Genomic DNA, 20,415 nt, shown 5'->3' with positions numbered 1-20,415 from the left:
CGGATACGGTCGCGTCCGCGTCCCGGTTCACCCCGCGGGCAGGACCTGCACGCTCGCGCCCGGGAACACCCGCTGCGTCTCCTCGGTCACGCGGGCCACGATCGGCGGCACCGCGCGGCCCCGGCCCGGGGTCTCGACGACGACGGCCTGGTCCTCGGCGTCGTCCGACGACTGCGCACCGCGACCCCACGAGCACCGCACCGCGGTGACGCCGCCGATCCGGTCGAGGGTGTCCGCCAGCTGCAGGCGTCGGGCGGCGGTGTCGGCGTGCTCGGTGACGCCGACCTGCTGGACGCCGAGGTCGGCGATCGCGACGACGTGGACGCCGTTGCCGCTCGCCTCGTCCGTCGCCCGGCTGAGCGCCCGGACGAGTTCGGCCCGTGCCGCCGGTTCCAGCGACGGGTCGGCGGTCACGGTCGCCGACACCTCGTAGCTCGCGAACGCGGTCTTCTCGGCCCGGTGGCGCTGCACGTCGGTCACGCCGGGCAGGTCGCGGGCGTCGCTGACGAACCGGTCGAGGGCCGTGCCCGGTCGGGGGAACACCCCGCCGATGCCGGTCTGCACCGACCCGACGATGGTGCCGAGCACCAGGACGATGACACCGGCGACGACCACGGTGCCGCCGCCGATCAGGACCGCCGTGCGGACCCGGTGGCCGGAGCGTGTGGCGGTGCTCCCGGTGTCGGGCCCGAAGGCCCGGTCGAGGTCGTCGGGCGCCAGCGGACGGTCGGCGTCGGGCGCCAGCGAACGGTCGGCGTCGGGCGCAGGTGCGGGGGCTCGGTGGGCGTCGGGTCCGTCGGTCGGCATGTCGATCCCTCCGCCCGGGCGTCTGGTCGGTCCGGGTCCGTCGGAGCGTAGTCCCCGGTCAGTCGCGGCGTTCGAGCGGGTTCTGGGCGGCGAAGGGGGCGCCGCCCGTCTCGTCCGAGACGACGTCGATCGGGTCGTCGAAGCGCACCAGTTCGGCGTGGAAGCGCTCCGGGTCCCAGCGGAACGAGTGGACGGACCCGTTCCGGATCGGCGTGCCGCGTCGTTCCACCGTGCCGGGCGCCGAGGCGTTCACCACGCTGCGGATGACCGCGCCGTGGGTCGCGACCACGACGACGCCGCCGTCGAACCGCACCGCGACCTCGCCGAGGGTCTCGGTCACCCGGGCGAGCAGGGCCGAACGGGACTCGCGTCCGGGGATGTCGTCGTGCGGGTACCGCTCGGCGACCTCGTCGTCGGTGAGGCCCTCGGCCTCGCCGTACGAACGCTCGGCCAGGCCGGGGTACTCGGCGGGCGTGTCGAGGCCGAGCCGGTCGGCGATGATCGCGCCGGTCTCGGCTGCCCGTGACAGCGGCGAGGCGACCACGGCGTCGAACCGGCGGCGCGCGAGGAGCTCGGCCGCCTCGGCCGCCTGGCGGCGTCCGGTGTCGTTCAGGGGGATGTCGGTGGAGCCCTGGATGCGGCGCTGCGCGTTCCAGTCGGTCTCGCCGTGCCGGACCAGGTAGAGGAGCGTCGTCACCGCTCGATCATCGCAGACGCGGGCTCCGGCACGACGAAGTCGTCACCGCCCGGTCGGCGCGAGCCGCTCGGCCAGGTGCACGAGCGTCTCGGTGGTGCCGGCGTCGATCTTGGCGACGGCGCGCCGGTCGCTGCGGGTGTCGCCCCGGTTGACGATGACGACCGGGTTCTTCCGGCGGGTGGCGTGGTCGACCAGGCGGACGCCCGAGTTCACGGTCAGCGAGGAGCCGACCACGAGCAGGGCGTCGGCGTCGGCCACGATGGAGACCGCCTCGCGGAACTTCTCGGCCGGCACGAACTCGCCGAAGAAGACCACGTCCGGCTTGAGCACGCCGCCGCAGACCGAGCAGTCGGGCACGACGAAGCGCTCGACGTCGGTGATCTCGACGTCGCCGTCCGGCTGCAGCTGCACCGAGCCGGGCTCGTCGATCCAGGGGTTGGCGCGGTCGATCGTCGCGGCGAGGTCGGCGCGCGAGAAGACCTGGCCGCAGGTCAGGCAGACGGCCCGGTCCATCGAGCCGTGGATCTCGACCACGCGGCGGGAGCCGGCGCGCAGGTGCAGGCCGTCGACGTTCTGGGTGACGACACCGGTGACGACGCCGGCGTCCTCGAGTGCGGCGAGGCTGCGGTGGCCGTCGTTCGGTCGCGCCGCCGCGAAGGTGCGCCAGCCGAGGTGCGAGCCGGCCCAGTAGCGCTGCCGCTTCGCGGGGTCGGCGCGGAACTCCTGGAAGGTCATCGGCTTGCGGACCACCCGGCCGGCGCCGCGGTAGTCGGGGATGCCCGAGTCGGTGCTGAGACCGGCGCCGGAGAGCACGGCGAGGCGCTTGCCCGCGAGCAGGTCGACGACCCGGTCGAGGTCGTCGGACGTCGTCGACGCAGCATCATCCAGCACCCTGTTCACGGTACCCTCAACAGCCGACCGTCCCGGTCGCTTCCCACCCGGTCCACCGGGTCCGCCCCACCTCCGACCCCCGCCCCGCACCCCACCGGAACGAGCCCCGTGCACCCCGTCCGCATCGACTCCCTCGACGACCCCCGTCTCGACGACTTCGCCCGCCTGACCGACGTGGCCCTGCGCCGGGTGACCGAGCCCGAGGGCGGGCTGTACATCGCCGAGTCGAACACGGTCATCGAGCGCGCGGTCCGGGCCGGACACGTGCCGCGCAGCGTGCTCGTGCAGGAGAAGTGGCTGGACAGCGTCCTGCCGCTCGTCGCGGACCACGACGGCCCGGTCTTCGTCGGCCCCGACGCGCTGCTCGAGGAGCTCACCGGCTTCCGCATGCACCGCGGGGCGATCGCCGCCGTGCACCGCCCCGCGCTGCCGAGCGTCGCCGACGTGGTGCGGGACGCCCACCTGGTCGTCGTCCTCGAGGACATCGTCGACCACACGAACGTCGGCGCGGTGTTCCGCAGCGTCGCCGGGCTCGGCGCCGACGCCGTGCTCGTCAGCCCCCGGTGCGCCGACCCGCTCTACCGCCGGAGCGTCCGCGTGAGCATGGGCACGGTCCTGCAGGTGCCGTGGACCCGGATCGGTGACTGGCCGGAGGCCGGCGAGGAGCTCACGGCACAGGGCTTCCACGTCGCCGCCATGGCGCTCACCGACCGGTCCGTCGACCTCGACGCCTTCGTCGCCGACGTCCCCGAGCGCGTCGCGCTCGTGATGGGCACCGAGGGCCAGGGCCTGACCCCGGCCGCGATCGCGGCGGCCGACACCACGGTGCGGATCCCGATGGCGCACGGCGTCGACTCGCTGAACGTCGCCGCGGCGAGCGCCGTCGGCCTCTGGGCGGTCCGGGACGCCCAGCGCCGCAGCGCGTAGCACCCAGTACCCACTACCCACTACCCACTACCCACTACCCACTACCCACTACCCACTACCCACTACCCACCACCCGCCACCCAGCGCCCCGGTCGGGAGGCCCGTCCCGCCTTCTCCACACCGGCGGCGGTTCCCCGGGTGGCCGGTCCCGCACACCGCTACGCTCTGGTGCCGTGTCACGAGTCGTCCGCCGCCCCCGCTCCGCCGTCCGGAGGCCGGTGACGATCACGGTCCTCGCCGTCCTCGTCCTGGCGATCGGCTACCTGGTGGCCGCGGCCGTCGTGCCGTTCGCCCCGGCGAGCGCCACGACCACCACGTACTCGGCGCCGACGTCGAGCGTGCCCGCGCTGCGGTTCCCGGGCTACGGTGCGACGGCGGTGCAGGCGACGGGGTTCCCGGAGAGCCTGCGGACGAGCGGTGACGAGCAGCCGCGCTCCATCGCGAGCATCACGAAGGTGGTGACGGCGCTCGTCGTCCTCGACGAGAAGCCGCTCGAGCGCGGGCAGTCCGGTCCGGCGATCCGCTTCACGGAGCAGATGCAGGGGCTCTACGCGAAGTACCTCGCACAGAACGGCGAGGTCGCGCCGATGCCGGCCGGGCTGCGGCTGACGGAGCACCAGGTGTTCCAGGTCATGCTCATGAAGTCGGCGAACAACTACGCCGGGGCCCTCGCGCTGTGGGCGTTCGGGTCCATGGACGCCTACGAGCAGGCCGCGGACCGCTGGCTCGACGCGCACGGTCTCGACGACACGACGATCCACGAGCCGACCGGGCTCGACCCGGCGAACACGTCCACCGCGACCGACCTGGTCGAGCTCGGCCGGCTCGCCCTGGCGGACCCGGTGGTGCGGGAGATCGTCGGCACGAAGGACGTCACCATCCCGACGGTCGGGCCGATCGAGAACTCGAACAAGCTGCTGGGGCTCGACGGCATCGAGGGGATCAAGACCGGCACCCTCGACGAGGCCGGCGCCTGCCTGCTGTTCGCGGCGACGTACGAGCGCGGCGGACGCGACGTCACGGTGATCGGCGTCATGCTCGGCGGGGTCGACCACGACTCGCTCGACGCGGACGTGCAGCGCCTGCTCCGGTCGGTGGCCGACAACTTCCAGGTGGTGACGCTCACCCACGCCGGACAGACCTTCGGGACCTTCTCGACGCCGTGGCACGACGAGGCCGACGCGGTCACGGCGAAGGCGTCCGAGGTCCTGGTCTGGGGCCGCACGAAGGTCCGCGCGAAGGCGCACCTCGACGAGGTCACCCTGGGCACGGAGGGCGAGCGGGTGGGGACGGTCCGCTTCACCGTCACGGACCACGACCCGGTGACGGTCCCGCTCGTGCTCGAGCGGACCATCGACGACCCGGGTGTCTGGTGGCGGTGGACGAACCCGTTCCAGGGAGCCTGACGCCGCGGCCCGGCAGGCCGTAGGGTCGGATCCGTGACGACGACGTTCCCGCGCAGCTCCCCGTCCGCCCTCGGCATCGACGCCCGCGGTGTCGACGCCCTCGTCGACGCGCTGGAGCGCACACCCGGCGTCGAGCCGCACGGTCTCGTGCTGCTCCGCCACGGGCAGGTCGCCGCGCAGGGCTGGTGGGCGCCGTACGGCCCGGACCGCGTGCACTTGCTGTACTCGCTGAGCAAGAGCTTCACGGCAGCCGCCGTGGGGATCGCGGTCCGCGAGGGGCTCGTCGACCTCGACGCGACCGCCCTGTCGTACTTCCCGGAGTTCGACGCCGACGTCACGGACGACCGCAGCCGCCGCATCCGGGTCCGGCACCTGCTCGCGATGGCGAGCGGTCACCGCGAGGAGACGCTCGACCGGGCCCGTGCCGCCGACGCGACCAACACCGTCCGGGGCTTCCTGCTCACCCCGCCGGACGAGGAGCCCGGGTCGGTCTTCGCCTACAACCAGCCGTGCACGTACACGCTCGCAGCCATCGTCCGGCGGGTGAGCGGCGGGTCGCTCGTCGAGTACCTGCGGCCGCGGCTGCTCGACCCGCTCGGCATCGACGACCTCGCGTGGCGGCGCGACGACACCGGCGCCGAGCTCGGCTTCAGCGGCTGCTACGCCCCGACCTCCGCGATCGCGGCCCTCGGCCAGCTGTACCTGCAGCGCGGCGTGTGGGACGGCGAACGGATCCTCGACGAGGACTGGGTCGCCGCTGCCACCTCGACCCAGGTCGAGAACCCGGGCGAGGAGAACCCGGACTGGTCCCAGGGCTACGGCTTCCAGTTCTGGATGGCCCGGCATGGCTTCCGCGGCGACGGCGCCTACGGCCAGTTCTGCGTCGTCCTGCCGGAACAGGACGTCGTCCTCGCGATGACCGGGCAGAGCCTCGACATGCAGGCGGTCCTCGATGCGGTCTGGCAGCTCCTGCTGCCCGCCGTCGGCGGCACGACGGACACGGTTGCGGACGCCGCCCTGGCGGCACGACTCGCCGCCCTGGGGCTGCCGGCGGTCGTCGGCGGCCCGCTCACGGGCACCGCGGACCTCGGCCCGTTGGCGCACGACGACGCCGGGTGGCGGCTGACGCTCGACGTCGACGGCGGGACGCTGTCCGTGCCGGTCGGCGACGGGGAGTGGGCGGTCGAGGGGGCGCTGGCGGCGAGCGGCGCCGTCGCGGCGGACGGCCGGACCGTGCTCGTCGACGTGCGGTTCGTCGAGACCCCGCACCTGCTGCACGTCCGGGTGGACCGGTCGACGGGCGACACCGCGACGGCGTGGAAGACCGTGCCGCTGCACGACGGTCCGCTCACGCTGCGCCGCCCCGCGGACTGAGCGACCCCACACGCTACCGCCCCCGCACACGACGCGCCCCGGTTCCTCGGGGCGCGACGACCGTGCAGGGCGCGTCGGTCGGCACCCGTCGACCGACGCCTAGGGCGTGTCGGACCGGTGCTCGACGACGTCCTGCAGCTCGGGGCGCTTGGCGGAGACCCCGTCGCCGGAGGACGTGTGCCGGATGCGCCGGACGACCCACGGCACCAGGTACTCCCGTGCCCAGCCGAGGTCCTCGGCGCGGGCCTCGCGCCAGGGCCTCGCCTCGAGCGGTTCCGGGTTGAACGGTTCGAGTCCGTGCGCGACACCGAGGGTGTCGAGGACCGCGGCGGCGACGGTGGCGTGCCCGGTCGGGGAGTGGTGCAGTCGGTCCGGCGCCCACATCCGCGGGTCGCGGAGCACGCGGAGCGCCCACATGTCGGCGACGAGCGCCCCGTGCTTCAGGGCGATCGCGTGCAGGTTCTCGTTGTAGATCGCGGTCTTGCCGCGGACCATGCCGAGCACGGGGGTCATGCCGACGTCCGGCCCGGTGAAGAGCACGACCGTGGCCCCGTCGCTCCGCAGCCGGGCGACCATCGCGTCGACCCGCTCCGCGAGCTCGTCCGGGTCGGAGCCCGGGCGGATGATGTCGTTCCCGCCGGCGGAGACCGTCACCAGGTCCGGGCGGAGCGCGAGCGCCGGCTCCACCTGCTCGTCGACGATCTGCTGCAGCAGGCGGCCGCGGATCGCCAGGTTCGCGTAGGCGAAGTCGTCGGACCCGTGCGCCAGGACCTCGGCGACGCGGTCCGCCCAGCCCCGGTTGCCCCCGGGCACGGTCGGGTCGGGGTCGCCGATCCCCTCGGTGAACGAGTCACCGATCGCGACGTACCTGGACCACGGATGACGAGCTGACACGATCGGGACCTTAGTCTCGTGCCATGACATCGGCCACCAGGGACGCAGTCGGCTGGACCCCGCCGGAGGACCTCCTCGCCCGCATCGCGGCGCGTGCCCCCGGGTACGACGCGGCCAACGCGTTCTGCGTCGAGGACCTCGACGAACTGCGCACGGCGGGGTACCTGCGCATCGGCGTGCCCGCGGAGCAGGGCGGCTCCGACCTCGGCCTCCGGGCGACGACGGTGGTGCAGCGCACGCTCGCCCGGGCCGCGCCGGCGACGGCGCTCGGCCTGGGGATGCACCAGGTCTGGGTGCAGGCGGCCCGGGCCGTGTCCACGCGGGGTGGGGCGTTCCTCCAGTCCGTCACGGACCACGCGGCGGACGACCACCTGCTCGCCTTCGGGGTGAGCGAACCCGGCAACGACGCGGTGCTGTTCGACTCGTCGACGACGGCGGAGCCGGACGGCGACGGCGGGTACCGCTTCACCGGGACGAAGGTGTCCACCTCGCTCGCACCGGCGTGGGACGTCCTCAGCGTGTTCGGCCGCGACGACTCCGGGCCGGAGCCGCGGCTCGTGCACGGGTTCGTGCTCCGGTCCGACGAGCACGTCGAGCAGGGGGACGAGTGGGACACGCTCGGCATGCGGGCGACGCAGAGCCACGGGACCCGGCTGCTCGGGGTGCACGTGCCCGCGGAGCGGATCGTGCGGGTGCTGCCGGTCGGGCCGAACCAGGACCCGCTGGTCTTCGGCGTGTTCGCGGCGTTCGAGCTGCTCGTCGCGTCGGTGTACGTCGGGATCGCCGAGCGCGCGCTGGACCTCGCGGTGTCGGCGGTCACCCGTCGCGTGGCGGCCGACGGGTCGTCGCGCGCCCAGGACCCGGACGTGCGTCGGGCGATCGCGGACGTGCGCGGTGCGGTGGACGCCGTGTCGATGCAGGTGGACTCGCTGGCTCGCTCGGTCGACGAGGGCGACGACCTCGGCGCCCGGTGGTTCCCGCTGCTCGTCGGCACGAAGGCACGGACGGTGGACGCGGCGCAGCACGCGGTCGACGAGGCGATGCGGATCGCCGGCGGCTCGGCGTTCCGGTCGACGAGCGAACTGGCGCGGCTCGCGCGGGACGTGCGGGCGGGGCAGTACCACCCTTCCACCCGGGACTCCGCGGCCCGGACCATCGCCGCGTCGGTGCTCGGACCGCTGCCGTGACGGTCCGCCGCGCGCACGGGGCCGCTCCGGTGTCGGTGGCACCTGGCATCATCGCCACGTGAGCAAGCAGGACGGCAGCAACCGGCTCGTCTCGGACACCCCCGTCGACGACGTGTCGGCGACGGTGCTGCACGTCGACATGGACGCCTTCTTCGCCTCCGTCGAGCTCCTCGACCGTCCCGACCTGCAGGGGCTGCCGGTGATCGTCGGCCACGACTCCGACCGGTCGGTGGTCACCGCCGCCACGTACGAGGCCCGGCGCTACGGCGTGAACTCGGCGATGCCGATGGCGATCGCCAAGCGGCGCTGCCCGAACGCCGTCATCGTCGAACCGCACTTCGAGAAGTACCGCGCGAAGTCCGCCGCAGTCATGGCCGTCTTCGACCGCTTCACCCCACGGGTCGAACGACTCGGCATCGACGAGGCCTTCCTCGACGTCGCCGGCGCACTCCGCCTGTACGGCACGCCTTGGCAGATCGGGCAGGCGATCCGTCGCGCCGTCCACGCCGAGACCGGCCTGCACTGCTCCGTGGGGGCGGCGTCGACGAAGTTCGTCGCGAAGCTCGCCTCCAGCCGCGCCAAACCGGCCGGGCTGCTCGTCGTGCCGGCCGCCGACACCATCGCGTTCCTGCACCCGCAGCCGGTCTCCGCGCTCTGGGGCGTCGGTGGCAAGACGCAGGAGACCCTCGAGCGTCGGGGGATCCGCACCGTCGGCGACCTCGCCCGGACGCCGCTCGGGTCCCTGGTGTCCGCGCTCGGGCCGGCCGGCGGCCAGAAGCTGCACGACCTGTCCTGGGGTCGCGACCCGCGCGTCGTGGACACCGGCGTCAGCGAGAAGTCGATCGGGCACGAGGTCACCTTCGGACACGACCTGACCGACCGCGACGACGTCGCACGCGAACTCCTCCGCCTGGCCGACAAGGTCGCCGTCCGGCTGCGGCACGCCGACGTGCAGGCACGCACCGTTGCCCTGAAGGTCCGGTACACCGACTTCACCACGCTCACCCGGTCCCGCACCCTCGCCGAGCCCACGGACGTCGCCAAGCGGCTGCACCGCGAGGCCGTCGAGCTGTACGACGTCCTGCACCGGCCCGGCAACCGCATCCGACTCATCGGCGTCCGCGGCGAGAACCTCGTGCCGGCGGCCGCCAGCAACGCCCTGTGGGACGACGACGCGCCGTGGCGCGAGACCGAGACGACCGTCGACGCCGTGGCCGCGCGCTTCGGCGCCGGCGTGCTGCGGCCGGCATCGCTCGTCCGGGGGACCCGCGACGGGCACGCCCCGCACGCCAGGCAGGACTGAGCGTGGCGGTAGGATCAGGTCCAGTGAGCGCAGCGGAGTACGACGACCAGCAGCCCGCCACGCTGTGGGCCGAAGCCGGGGACGACCGGGCCGGCGACGGTGGTGCGGTACCGGCACACACCGACCAGACCGCGACGGCCGGGGCGACTGCAGCACGTGACGAGGCCGACGCCGCGGCGCTGGCCGAGGCGGCCGGCAACTCCGCCGTCCAGCACCTCTCCCCGGCCTTCCCCGACCGTGCCGCGTGGGGGACCGCGTCGAAGCTCCGTGCCTGGCAGGTCGAGGCGCTGACGAAGTACTTCGAGACCGAACCGCGTGACTTCCTCACCGCGGCCACGCCCGGCGCCGGCAAGACCACGTTCGCGCTGCGCCTCGCCACCGAGCTCCTGGCCCGGGGCACCGTCGACCGCATCGTGGTCGTCGCGCCGACCGAGCACCTCAAGCGCCAGTGGGCCGACTCGGCCGACCGGGTCGGCATCCGCATCGACCCGATGTTCAAGAACGGCGACGGCATGTTCGGCCGCCACTACCAGGGCGTCGCGATCACGTACGCCCAGGTCGGCATGAACCCCGAGGTGCACCAGCGGATCACCGCGAGCGGCAAGACCCTCGTGATCCTCGACGAGGTCCACCACGGCGGCGACGCACTGACCTGGGGCGACGGCATCAGAGAGGCGTTCTCCGGGGCCACCCGCCGCCTGTCGCTGTCCGGCACGCCCTTCCGCTCGGACACCGCGCCGATCCCGTTCGTGCAGTACGCCCCCGACGAGCAGGGCATCCGCACCTCGATCTCCGACTACAACTACGGCTACGGCCGCGCGCTCAAGGACGGCGTCGTCCGACCGGTGCTCTTCATGGCCTACGCCGGGCAGATGCGCTGGAAGACCCGGATGGGCGACGAGATGTCGGCCTCGCTCGGTGAGCAGGTCACGAAGGACATCACCGCGCAGGCCTGGCGCACGGCGCTCTCGCCCGAGGGCGAGTGGATGCCCGCCGTGCTCTCCGCCGCCGACAAGCGCCTGACCGAGGTCCGTCGTGGCGTGCCGGACGCGGGCGGCCTGGTCATCGCGACCGACACCACGACCGCGCGCGCCTACGCCCGGATCCTGCAGCAGATCACCGGCGAACGCCCGACCGTCGTCCTGTCCGACGAGGCCGCTGGGTCGAGCCGGATCAGCGCGTTCGCCGAGGACACCTCGCGCTGGATGGTCGCCGTCCGGATGGTGTCCGAGGGCGTCGACGTCCCGCGCCTGTGCGTCGGCGTCTACGCCACGAGCGCGAGCACGCCGCTGTTCTTCGCCCAGGTGATCGGCCGCTTCGTGCGTGCCCGCCGGCGCGGCGAGACGGCGAGCGTCTTCCTGCCGAGCGTGCCCGGGCTGATGGCACTGGCGGCGTCCCTCGAGCTCGAACGCGACCACGCGCTCGACCGCCCGAAGGACACCGACGACGGGTTGTACAACCCCGAGGACGCCATGGTCGCCGAGGCCAACAAGGAGGACCGCGCGTCCGAGAGCCTGCTCGAGGTCCAGCCGTTCGAGGCGCTCGACTCGCAGGCGTCGTTCGACCGCGTCCTCTACGACGGCGGCGAGTTCGGCACCGGGGGAGAGGTCGGCTCGCTCGAGGAACTCGACTTCATCGGCATCCCCGGGCTCCTCGAGCCCGACCAGGTGCGCGACCTGCTGCGTGCCCGGCAGGCCACCCAGGCCAAGCGCTCGAAGGGCCGGACCGTCAAGGACGGCCAGCCCAAGCCCGCCGAACCGGACCGCCCGATGTACATGACGATCAAGGAGCAGCGCACCGAGCTCGCCCGGCTCGTGTCGATCTGGTCACGCCACTCGAACGAGCCGCACGGCGCGATCCACGCCGAACTCCGGCGGATCAGCGGCGGTCCGGCCGTGGCGCAGGCGAGCATCGAGCAGATCCAGAAGCGCATCGACGTGCTGCGCTCCCGCATCGGTGGGCGACGGTGACCGCGGCGTGATCGAGCCGGTCGACGACCGCACCTGGTACGTCAAGCGCGACGCCGAGTCCTCACCCGAGGCGATCATCGACCGCTTCGGCGGCGGCTACCGGCTCCGACGGTTCTCGCTCACCGAGTCCCGGCGCACCCCGCACGGTGTGTACACCGGTGTGGAGCTCGCCGAGACCGCCTGGTGGCGGCTGAAGCGACGCTGATTCCCGCCAGAGGCGCGGCGCTGGTGACGTTGACGGCCGTCATCCGGTAGACCGGAGGAATGGCAGACTCGATCCCTCACGTCCTCGTCCTCGGCGGCGGCTCCGCTGGCTACTCCACCGTCAAGCAGCTGCAGAAGCACGCGGCCACCGTGCCGATGCGGATCACACTGGTGGACCAGAACACCTACTACACGTACCTGCCGTTCCTGCCCGAGGTCGCGGGCGGTCACATCGCCCCGAAGGACGTGACGGTCGAACTCCGTCGCGCCCTGCGCAAGACCCGGGTCATCCAGGGCAAGGTCACCGCGATCTCCTCGGCTGACAAGACCGTCTCGATCGCGACCGCCGGCGGTGACGACCGCACGCTCGGCTACGACCAGCTCGTCGTCGCCCTCGGTTCCGTCACGCGCACCTTCCCGACCCCCGGGCTCGAGGAGTACGGCGTCGGCTTCAAGAGCGTCGAGGAGGCCGCCTACGTCCGCTCCAAGCTCCTCGACAACATCGCGAAGGCCGCAGCCACCCGCGACGAGGACGAGCGTCGTCGTCTGCTCACGAGCGTCTTCGTCGGCGGTGGCTACACCGGCGTCGAGGCCATCGGCGAACTGTTCGACGTCTCGCAGGCCGCCATCGCGACCTACCCGTCGCTCGCCGGCGAGCAGCCCCGCTGGATCCTCATCGACGCGCTCGACCGCGTCGCGCCCGAGGTCGGCCCGGAGCTGTCGAAGTGGACCCTCGAGTCGCTCCGCGCCCGCGGCATCGACGTCCGGCTGAAGACCACCATGCCGAGCGCCGAGGGCGGCGTCGTCACGCTGTCCGACGGCGACGAGGTCCCCACCGGGCTGCTCGTCTGGACCGCCGGCGTCAAGCCGAACCCGCTCCTCGACGCCTCCGACCTGCCGCGCGGCCCGAAGGGGCACCTCGCCGCCAACGCGAAGCTCCAGGTCGAGGCCGAGGACACCCACGAGGTCGTCGACGGCGTCTGGGGCCTCGGTGACGTGGCCCAGGTCCCCGATCTGACCGCCGACAAGCAGCCGGCGTTCTACCCGCCGAACGCGCAGAACGCCGTGCGTCAGGCCGTCGTCGCCGCCGACAACATCGTGGCGACGATCACGGGCAAGCCGCTCGAGGAGTACCGCCACCCCTCGATCGGCACCGTCGCCTCGTACGGCGTCGGCAAGGGTGCCGCGAACATCAAGGGCATCAAGATGACCAACGTGCTCGCCTGGCTCGCCCACCGCGCCTACCACGTGTACGCGATGCCGACCCTGAACCGCAAGGTCCGGATCGTCATCGGCTGGGTGACCGGCGCCGTCTCCGGACGCGACGCGACCTCCCTCATCAAGGAGACCGACCCGCGCCGCAACTTCGTCGAGGCGTCGAAGAGCTGACGCAGAGCTGACGCAGCGCTGACGCACCGACAGGGCGGACGGGAGGCGCGGTGCCGGCTGGCACCGCGCCTCCCGTCCGTCCGGTGGTCGCGCCGACGCGCCCGGTGCGGCAGACTGACTCCCTCGGTGCTGCTGCACGGAGGTCCCGGAAGAGGCCACACGTGACCACCACCTCCTGCACCCGGTGCGGCGCTGCGCGACGCACGACCGGTCTCCACCGGTGCCCCGGCCCCACCGACCCGGCACGTGCGCTGGGTGTCGGCACGGCCGTCGACGCCGTCCTCGTGGCGCTCGGCAGCATCGGGCGCCCGTTCCTGGTCGGCGGCGTGGTCCGCGACGCCCTGTTGCGGTCGGCCGGGCGTGCGGTCCCGGAGGACGACGATCACGACGTCGACGTCGAGGTCCACGGCGCGGACACGGCCCCGGTCGTGGACGCCCTGCGCGCTGCGGGCGCGGTCGTCGTGACGACCGGCCGGCGGTTCGAGGTGCTCCGGGTCGTGCTCGACGACGTGCACGTCGACGTCGCCGTGGTCCCGGGGACCGGCGACGACGACGCCCTCGCCGACGCCGCCGCGCGTCGCGACTTCACCGTCGACGCGGTCGCGTGGGACCCGGCGACGAACGAGTACGTCGACGCGTCCGGCGGCATCGACGACGCCGCTCGGGGCGTGCTCCGGCACACGTCCGAACGGTTCGGCGACGATCCGTTGCGGGTCCTGCGCGCGGTGCAGCTCGTGGCGCGGTTCGACCTCGCCGTCCACCCGTCGACGATCGAGCTCGCGCGTTCGCTCGCGGACGCCTACCCGTCGATCGCGCCGGAGCGGGTGTGGCCGGAGATCCGGAAGGCGGCCGGGGGCGACCACCAGTCGCACGCGCTCCGGGTCCTCCACGACACCGGGTGGGAGCGGCACTTCCCGGAGCTCGCCGCCGTCCGGGACGTCCCGCAGGACCCCCGGTGGCACCCCGAGGGGCCGGTGCACGTGCACCTGGGACTCGCGGCGGACGCGGCTGCTGCCGCGTGCACGGCCGACGGGGTGACCGGGGAGGACCGCACCGTCGTGGTGCTCGGGGCCCTCCTGCACGACCTCGGCAAGGCCGGCGACGGCACGCAGACGGTCCGGGGTGACGACGGCACCGTCCGGATCCGCAGCCTCGGGCACGAGGTCTCCGGAGCACGGGCCGCCCGCGACCTCCTGCGGCGGATCGGCGTGCCCCGGACCGTGACCGACCGCATCGGCGCCGTGGTGCGCGAGCACATGGTGGTGCACTCGACGGACGGTGCGGCGCCCTCGGTGCCCGCAGCGCGCCGGCTGCTGCGCCGCCTGGGCGGATCGGTCGCGACGGCCGAGTGCTGGGCACGGGTGTGCGAGGCGGACTCGCAGGGGCGGGGCCCGGCGTCCTCGGCCTCGGCGGCTGGGGCGTGGCTCGCGGTGGTGCGCGCGGACGCCGCCGTTCGTCGCGTCCGCCTGGTGACCGGGCGGGACCTCATCGCGTCGGGACTCACCCCGGGGCCCCGGTTCCGCGAGGTCCTCGACGCCGCCGCTGCGGCACAGGACGACGGCCTGTTCGAGGACGCCGAGGGTGCACGCGCCTGGCTGTCGGAGCAGCTCGGCGACTGACTCAACAGGAAATGCCCCCGGGCCACTGGCCTGGGGGCATTCCTTGTCTTCGTGTTTCCGTGTTCTGTGTGTTCTCTGTGTCCGAGGGGGGACTTGAACCCCCACGCCCTAATACGGGCACTAGCACCTCAAGCTAGCGCGTCTACCAATTCCGCCACCCGGACAGGGTGTCTGGTGTCTGTTTCCCGAGTGCAACCCGGCGTTCCTGCCGAGAGAAGACACTAGCACGGCTCCGAGGGCACGCTGCACACGGGCGTGCATCCCGGGCGCGTCCCGGGTCGCGGACCCTCCTGTCGGGGTCGGAGCGGCCCGGTAGCGTGGAGCCATGACGAACCCGGAGCCGACCGTGCCCGAGCTCGAGGCCACGGCGGCGATCGCCCGCGACCTCATCCGCATCGACACCACGAACTGGGGCGAGGGCAAGTCCCGCGGCGAGACCGAGGCGGCGCACTACGTCGAGGCCGAACTGCGTCGCCTGGGGCTCGAGCCGCAGCTGTTCGAGTCCGAGCCGGACCGCGTCAGCGTCGTGGCGCGGGTACCGGGCCGCGACCGCGACAAGCCGGCCCTCGTCGTGCACGGCCACCTCGACGTCGTGCCGGCGGACCCCGCCAACTGGACGGTCGACCCGTTCGGCGGCGTCGTGCGGGACGGTTCGCTGTGGGGCCGCGGCGCCGTGGACATGAAGAACATGGACGCGATGATGCTCACCTCCCTGGCGGACGTCATCGCGGCGCAGGGGGCGCCCGAGCGCGACCTGGTGATCGCCTACTTCGCCGACGAGGAAGCCGGGGGAGTCCTCGGCTCGCACCACGTCGTCGAGCACCATCCCGAGGTCTTCGCCGGCGCGACCGCCGCGATCAGCGAGGTCGGCGGGTACTCCATCACCCTCGGCGACCGGCGGGCCTACCTGCTGCAGACCGGCGAGAAGGCGCTCATGTGGGTGAAGCTCGTCGCGCGCGGCACGGCGGCGCACGGCTCGCACGTCATCCGCGACAACGCCGTCACGAAGCTCGCCGCCGCGGTCGCCCGCATCGGCAGCGAGGAATGGCCGGTGCGCCTCTCCGCCACGACCGACGCCATGGTCGCCGAGGTCGCCCGGTTCCTCGGCGTCGACCCTGCGGTGACCGGCCCGGACGAGGTCGCCCTGGCCACCGGGTCCGCCTCGCGGTTCATCCACGCGGCACTGCACACCACGTCCAACCCGACGGTGCTCACCGCCGGGTACAAGCACAACGTCATCCCGGACACCGCCGAGGCCCTCGTGGACATCCGCTGCCTGCCCGGTGACGAGGACACCGTGCTCGCGCGCGTCCGCGAACTGGCCGGTGACGAGGTCGAGGTCGTGACCTCGTTCCGCGATGTCGGCCTCGAGCAGGACTTCGGCGGCCCCCTCGTCGACGCCGTCCGCGACGTCCTCGGCCGGCACGACCCCGGGGCGCCGGTGCTGCCGTACCTGCTGTCCGGCGGCACCGACAACAAGGCCCTGTCGACCCTCGGCATCGCGGGCTACGGCTTCGTCCCGCTGCAGCTGCCCGCCGGCGTCGACTTCCCGGCGATGTTCCACGGCGTCGACGAGCGGGTGCCGCTCGATGCGCTCGCGTTCGGGCGGCGCGTCCTCGGCGACCTCTTCGCCACGTACTGATATCTTGCATGGTCGCCTCCGGGCGGTGTCCTGATCCACTGCACCCCGAAAGGCCCGTGCGATGCACATCCTCGAGGCGATCTTCCTCGGCTTCGTCCAGGGGCTCACCGAGTTCCTGCCGGTCTCGTCCAGCGCCCACCTGCGCATCGTCGGGCTGTTCCTGCCCGACGCGAAGGACCCCGGGGCGGCCTTCACCGCGGTGACGCAGCTCGGCACCGAGACCGCGGTGCTCATCTACTTCTGGAAGGACATCACCCGGATCATCGGGCGGTGGTTCCGCTCGGTGTTCCGACGGGACGTGCCGAAGGGCGACCCGGACGTCCGGCTCGGCTGGCTGGTGATCATCGGCACCATCCCGATCGGCATCGCCGGGTTGCTGCTCAAGGACTCCATCGAGACCACCTTCCGGTCGCTCTGGATCGTCGCGATCGTGCTCATCGTCTTCGGCGTCGTGCTCGGCGTGCTCGACCGCGTCGGCCGCAAGGAACGCCGCATCGAGCACATGACGTTCGGCGGGGGCGTGCTCATCGGCCTGGCGCAGGTGCTCGCGCTCGTCCCCGGCGTCTCGCGGTCCGGCGCCACCGTGTCGATGGGCCTCGCACTCGGCTACACCCGGCCGGCCGCCGCTCGGTTCGCGTTCCTGCTCGCCGTGCCCGCCGTGTTCCTGTCCGGCCTGTACGAGGCCGCGACGAGCCTCGGTGACACCGGCGCGCCGTTCGGCATCGCCGACACGCTCATCGCGACGGTGGTGGCGTTCCTCGTCGGCTTCGTCGTCATCGCGGCGTTCATGAACTACATCAGCAAGCGGAGCTTCATGCCCTTCGTGGTCTACCGGATCGCACTGGGTATCGTTCTGATCGTGTTGTTGTCGCTCGGAGTGATCCAGCCGTGAGGGCCTGGCAGGCCCCGTCCCTTCCCGACGTCGCCGGTGCGGCGCCGCGACCCGTCGTCCACGACACGGCCACCGGCAAGCCGGTCGACCCGAGCCGTGGCGAGGACCGCGCGGCGCTCTACGTGTGCGGGATCACCCCCTACGACGCGACCCACCTCGGGCACGCGGCGACCTACCTGGCGTTCGACACGCTCGGCCGCGCCTGGCGCGACGCCGGGCTCGACGTCGAGTACGCGCAGAACGTCACGGACGTCGACGACCCGCTGCTCGAGCGCGCCGCCCGCGACGGCGTCGACTGGCGCGAGCTCGCCGCCTCGCAGATCGACCTGTTCCGTCGCGACATGGAGTCGCTCCGGATCCTGCCACCCGACGACTTCGTGGCCGTCACCGACCAGGTCGACCGCGTCGCCGAGGCCGTCTCGTTCCTGCAGGAGACCGGCTACGCCTACGAGGTGCCGACCGACGGCGCCGAGGGCGACGACCTCTACTTCGACGTGACGCGCCCGACCGAGTCGTGGAAGCTCGGCGACGAGAGCGGTCTCGACCGCGACACCATGCTGGCACTCGCAGCCGAGCGCGGCGGCGACCCGGAGCGCCCCGGCAAGCGGAACCCGCTCGACCCACTGCTCTGGCGCGCCGCGCGCGAGGGCGAACCGTCCTGGGACACCGAGATCGGCCCCGGCCGCCCCGGCTGGCACATCGAGTGCAGCGTCATCGCCGGCGACCGCCTCGGCCTGCCGATCAGCGTGCAGGGCGGCGGCAGCGACCTCGTCTTCCCGCACCACGAGATGAGCGCCGGCCACGCCGCCGCGCTCGCGCACCAGCCCCTCGCGCACGCCTACGTGCACACCGGCATGATCGCGTACCAGGGAACGAAGATCTCGAAGTCGCTCGGCAACCTCGTCACCGTGCGCGGGCTGCTCGACGACGGTGCGGACCCCCGGGCGATCCGCCTCGCACTGCTCTCGCACAAGTACTCGGACGACTGGGAGTGGTTCGACACCGAGCTCACGAGCGCCACCACGCGGCTCGCGGCCTGGGACGCCTGGGCCTCCGGCTCGGCCGCGGGACACGCCGACGACGCCGCCGACGTGGCGGCCCGCATCCGCGCACGCGTCTCCGACGACCTCGACACCCCGGGAGCCGTCGCCGCGGTCGACACCGCGATCGCGGGCGGCACCGCGGTCACGCCCGAGCTCGTCGACCTGGTCGACGCCCTGCTCGGCATCCGCCTGGGCTGACGGTCGGAAGGACGGAAGGCCCGGGACGGCTCCGCCGCGCGCGTCCCGTCCGGCAGCCGTCCGGCTCCTTCGGTCCTCCGTCCGGCTCCTTCCCGCCGAGTGGCCGCGACGCGCCGCGTGCCGGTCGCCGAGGTCGCGCAAGGTGTCGCCCGCCGGCGCCGCATGCGACAGTTCGTGCGATCTCGGCGGTGGCCGGCGCGCGTGGGGGCGGCGTGCGCGGAGCCGGTGCGCACGGAGCCGGTGCGCACGAAGCCGGTGCGCACGGAGCCGGTGCGCGCCGAGCATCGGGCGGGAGGCCCGTGTCGCCTCCCGTCGGGCGCCTCCTGCCCGCCGAGTGGTCACGACGCGCCGCGTGCGTACCGCCGAGATCGCGCAAGGTGTCGCCTGCCAGCGCCGCAGGCGACAGTTCGTGCGACCTCGGCGCATGACGGCGCGCGTGCCCGCCGGCGTGCCTGCCTGCCGACGTGCGATGAGCGTCGGGCGGGAGGCCCCGGTCGCCCCCGTCAAGCGCTTCCCGCCCACGAGTGGTCGCGACGCGCCGCGTGCAGGTCGCCGAGATCGCGCAAGGTGTCGCCCGCCGGCGCCGCACGCGACAGTTCGTGTGACCTCGGCGCCCGCGTGGACGCGCCGCACGCGACAGTTCGTGCGACCTCGGCGCCCGCTGGCGCCCGCGCGCCGAGCTTCGGGTGGGAGGCCCGGGCTACCCCCATCGGGCGCCTCCCGCCCGCCGAGTGGGCACGACGTGCCGCACGCGTGCCACCGAGGTCGCGCAAGGTGCCGCCCGCCGGCGCCGCGGGCGGCAGTTCGTGCGACCTCGGCGCCCGCCAGCGCCGGATGGCGCGCCGCCGGCACCGGTGAGATCGCAATTCGGCCCGGATCGAGCAGCCGGATGCGGGCCGAAGTGCGACCTCAGCCCCGGCCGGCTGCCCCTCGCCCTACTGCGGGGGCTGGGGCGGGCGCCAGGGGCCCTCGCCGCCGGCGGTGCCGCCGTCCTTGCCGTCCTTGCGCTCGCGCCGACGGAGGTACTGCTCGAACTCCTGCGCGATGGCGTCGCCGGAGGCCTCGGGCGAGTCGACGGTGTCCCGCGCCTGCTCGAGCTGGCCGATGTACGAGGCCATGTCCTCGTCGTCGGCGGCGAGGGCGTCGATGCCCTCCTCCCACTCCGTCGCGTCGTCGAGCAGGGACCCGCGCGGCACGGTGACGTCGGTGAGCTCCTCGATCTTGTCGAGCAGCGAGAGCGTCGCCTTGGGCGAGGGCGAGTTGTGCACGTAGTGCGGCACCGACGCCCAGAGGGACAGGGTGGTGAGCCCGGCCTTGTCCATCGCGTCGGCGAGGACGCCGAGGATGCCGGTCGGGCCCTCGTACGACGAGCGGTCGACGTCGAACGCCGCACGGACGCCGGCGTCCTCGCTCGACACGAACACCGAGATCGGGCGGGTGTGCGGGACGTCGGCGAGCATCGCACCGACGAAGACCACGGCGTCGATCGAGTACACGTCGGCCAGGTCGATGATCTCGGCGCAGAAGCCGCGCCAGGTGCGCGAGGGCTCCGGGCCGACGAGCACGAAGACGTCACGGTCGGTGGGGGAGCCGGTCGCACTGATCACGGGGCCGCCCTCGGCGCCGGGGCCGTGCAGCACGATGCGCGGCCACTGGACGCCGCGGTCGCCGTTCTCGTCGGGACCGACGGTCGGCCGGTTGAACTGGTAGTCGACGTACCGCTCGCCGTCGAGTTCACGCAGCTCGTCGAGGTCGAGCGACTCGACGATGCGTCGGGCGAGTCCGCTCGCGGCCTCGCCGGCGTCGTTCCAGCCCTCGAAGGCGACGACGAGCAGTCGACCGTCGCTGAAGGGTGAGTGCTGTGGCACGGAGCGGACCTCCTGGTGGTGGCGCGGAGCGGGGCGGGGCGACGGGCGCTCCCGGCCGGACACGATTCAGGCATCCACTGTAGGCCCAGGCGTCCCGCCCGGCC

General features: G+C 73.3%; 17 protein-coding genes and 1 tRNA gene. 12 read left to right on the top strand and 6 right to left on the bottom strand.

What is annotated here, in order from left to right:
• Window positions 1-27: 27 nt before the first annotated feature.
• The 3 genes from BIU94_RS06275 to BIU94_RS06265 are packed head-to-tail and all read right to left on the bottom strand — an operon-like array spanning window position 28 to window position 2,395.
• The gene (locus tag BIU94_RS06275) at window positions 28-807 is read right to left on the bottom strand and encodes a hypothetical protein (protein ID WP_071255526.1); all 780 of its coding nucleotides are present in this window, start codon (window positions 805-807) and stop codon (window positions 28-30) included.
• Window positions 808-865: 58 nt separating this feature from the next.
• Entirely contained in the window at window positions 866-1,504 is a 639-nt protein-coding gene (locus tag BIU94_RS06270) for a histidine phosphatase family protein (RefSeq protein ID WP_071255524.1), read from the bottom strand.
• A gap of 42 nt (window positions 1,505-1,546) precedes the next feature.
• Window positions 1,547-2,395 (bottom strand): Sir2 family NAD-dependent protein deacetylase, encoded by an 849-nt coding sequence (locus tag BIU94_RS06265; protein ID WP_254782863.1) that lies wholly within the window; start codon window positions 2,393-2,395, stop codon window positions 1,547-1,549.
• Window positions 2,396-2,503: 108 nt separating this feature from the next.
• Between BIU94_RS06265 and BIU94_RS06260 the strand changes: the two genes are divergently transcribed.
• From BIU94_RS06260 to BIU94_RS06250, 3 genes are all read left to right on the top strand, one after another.
• Window positions 2,504-3,322 carry an RNA methyltransferase gene (locus BIU94_RS06260; protein ID WP_071255518.1) on the top strand — a complete coding sequence of 273 codons (819 nt, stop codon included), beginning with the start codon at window positions 2,504-2,506 and terminating at the stop codon, window positions 3,320-3,322.
• Window positions 3,323-3,495: 173 nt separating this feature from the next.
• On the top strand, window positions 3,496-4,728 hold the full coding sequence (locus BIU94_RS06255) for a D-alanyl-D-alanine carboxypeptidase family protein (protein WP_083420800.1): 1,233 nt from the start codon (window positions 3,496-3,498) through the stop codon (window positions 4,726-4,728).
• A gap of 33 nt (window positions 4,729-4,761) precedes the next feature.
• Window positions 4,762-6,102, top strand: a complete 1,341-nt coding sequence (locus BIU94_RS06250; protein WP_071255514.1) for a serine hydrolase — start codon at window positions 4,762-4,764, stop codon at window positions 6,100-6,102.
• Between the two features lie 99 nt (window positions 6,103-6,201).
• Here the strand turns inward: BIU94_RS06250 and BIU94_RS06245 are convergent, their stop codons facing one another.
• A complete protein-coding gene (locus tag BIU94_RS06245; protein WP_071255509.1) occupies window positions 6,202-6,996 on the bottom strand; it encodes an SGNH/GDSL hydrolase family protein in 795 nt (264 codons plus the stop codon).
• Between the two features lie 23 nt (window positions 6,997-7,019).
• Between BIU94_RS06245 and BIU94_RS06240 the strand changes: the two genes are divergently transcribed.
• From BIU94_RS06240 to BIU94_RS06215, 6 genes are all read left to right on the top strand, one after another.
• Window positions 7,020-8,183, top strand: coding sequence for an acyl-CoA dehydrogenase family protein (locus tag BIU94_RS06240; protein ID WP_071255505.1), 1,164 nt, complete (start codon window positions 7,020-7,022; stop codon window positions 8,181-8,183).
• 58 nt (window positions 8,184-8,241) lie between these two features.
• Entirely contained in the window at window positions 8,242-9,486 is a 1,245-nt protein-coding gene (dinB, locus tag BIU94_RS06235) for a DNA polymerase IV (protein ID WP_071255501.1), read from the top strand.
• A gap of 179 nt (window positions 9,487-9,665) precedes the next feature.
• On the top strand, window positions 9,666-11,456 hold the full coding sequence (locus tag BIU94_RS06230; protein ID WP_071256370.1) for a DEAD/DEAH box helicase: 1,791 nt from the start codon (window positions 9,666-9,668) through the stop codon (window positions 11,454-11,456).
• A gap of 7 nt (window positions 11,457-11,463) precedes the next feature.
• Entirely contained in the window at window positions 11,464-11,661 is a 198-nt protein-coding gene (locus tag BIU94_RS06225; protein ID WP_111040920.1) for a hypothetical protein, read from the top strand.
• Between the two features lie 59 nt (window positions 11,662-11,720).
• A complete protein-coding gene (locus BIU94_RS06220) occupies window positions 11,721-13,049 on the top strand; it encodes an NAD(P)/FAD-dependent oxidoreductase (protein WP_071255486.1) in 1,329 nt (442 codons plus the stop codon).
• A gap of 161 nt (window positions 13,050-13,210) precedes the next feature.
• Window positions 13,211-14,668, top strand: coding sequence for an HD domain-containing protein (locus tag BIU94_RS06215; protein ID WP_175472113.1), 1,458 nt, complete (start codon window positions 13,211-13,213; stop codon window positions 14,666-14,668).
• A gap of 78 nt (window positions 14,669-14,746) precedes the next feature.
• Here BIU94_RS06215 and BIU94_RS06210 read toward each other — a convergent pair.
• Window positions 14,747-14,832 (bottom strand) — tRNA-Leu (locus BIU94_RS06210).
• A 161-nt stretch (window positions 14,833-14,993) separates the two neighbouring features.
• Here BIU94_RS06210 and BIU94_RS06205 point away from each other — a divergent pair.
• From BIU94_RS06205 to mshC, 3 genes are all read left to right on the top strand, one after another.
• Window positions 14,994-16,310 (top strand): M20/M25/M40 family metallo-hydrolase, encoded by a 1,317-nt coding sequence (locus BIU94_RS06205; protein ID WP_071255483.1) that lies wholly within the window; start codon window positions 14,994-14,996, stop codon window positions 16,308-16,310.
• Window positions 16,311-16,371: 61 nt separating this feature from the next.
• Window positions 16,372-17,202, top strand: a complete 831-nt coding sequence (locus BIU94_RS06200; RefSeq protein ID WP_071255480.1) for an undecaprenyl-diphosphate phosphatase — start codon at window positions 16,372-16,374, stop codon at window positions 17,200-17,202.
• The gene (gene mshC, locus BIU94_RS06195; protein ID WP_071255477.1) at window positions 17,199-18,443 is read left to right on the top strand and encodes a cysteine--1-D-myo-inosityl 2-amino-2-deoxy-alpha-D-glucopyranoside ligase; all 1,245 of its coding nucleotides are present in this window, start codon (window positions 17,199-17,201) and stop codon (window positions 18,441-18,443) included. Before BIU94_RS06200 ends, mshC begins: the two co-directional genes overlap by 4 nt.
• Before the next feature lie 935 nt (window positions 18,444-19,378).
• Here mshC and BIU94_RS06190 read toward each other — a convergent pair.
• Window positions 19,379-20,311, bottom strand: a complete 933-nt coding sequence (locus tag BIU94_RS06190; protein WP_071255474.1) for a proteasome assembly chaperone family protein — start codon at window positions 20,309-20,311, stop codon at window positions 19,379-19,381.
• Between the last annotated feature and the right edge of the window lie 104 nt (window positions 20,312-20,415).

This window comes from Curtobacterium sp. MMLR14_006 (genome assembly GCF_001864985.1).
Taxonomy (GTDB): Bacteria; Actinomycetota; Actinomycetes; order Actinomycetales; family Microbacteriaceae; genus Curtobacterium.
This window is presented reverse-complemented; position numbering and strand designations above follow the sequence as displayed.

What these genes read in the sequence shown, in the direction of transcription:
- BIU94_RS06275 (WP_071255526.1), bottom strand. Translation starts at nt 807, where the DNA reads ATGCCGACCGACGGACCCGACGCCCACCGAGCCCCCGCACCTGCGCCC.
- BIU94_RS06240 (WP_071255505.1), top strand. Translation starts at nt 7,020, where the DNA reads ATGACATCGGCCACCAGGGACGCAGTCGGCTGGACCCCGCCGGAGGAC.
- BIU94_RS06220 (WP_071255486.1), top strand. Translation starts at nt 11,721, where the DNA reads ATGGCAGACTCGATCCCTCACGTCCTCGTCCTCGGCGGCGGCTCCGCT.
- BIU94_RS06205 (WP_071255483.1), top strand. Translation starts at nt 14,994, where the DNA reads ATGACGAACCCGGAGCCGACCGTGCCCGAGCTCGAGGCCACGGCGGCG.
- BIU94_RS06200 (WP_071255480.1), top strand. Translation starts at nt 16,372, where the DNA reads ATGCACATCCTCGAGGCGATCTTCCTCGGCTTCGTCCAGGGGCTCACC.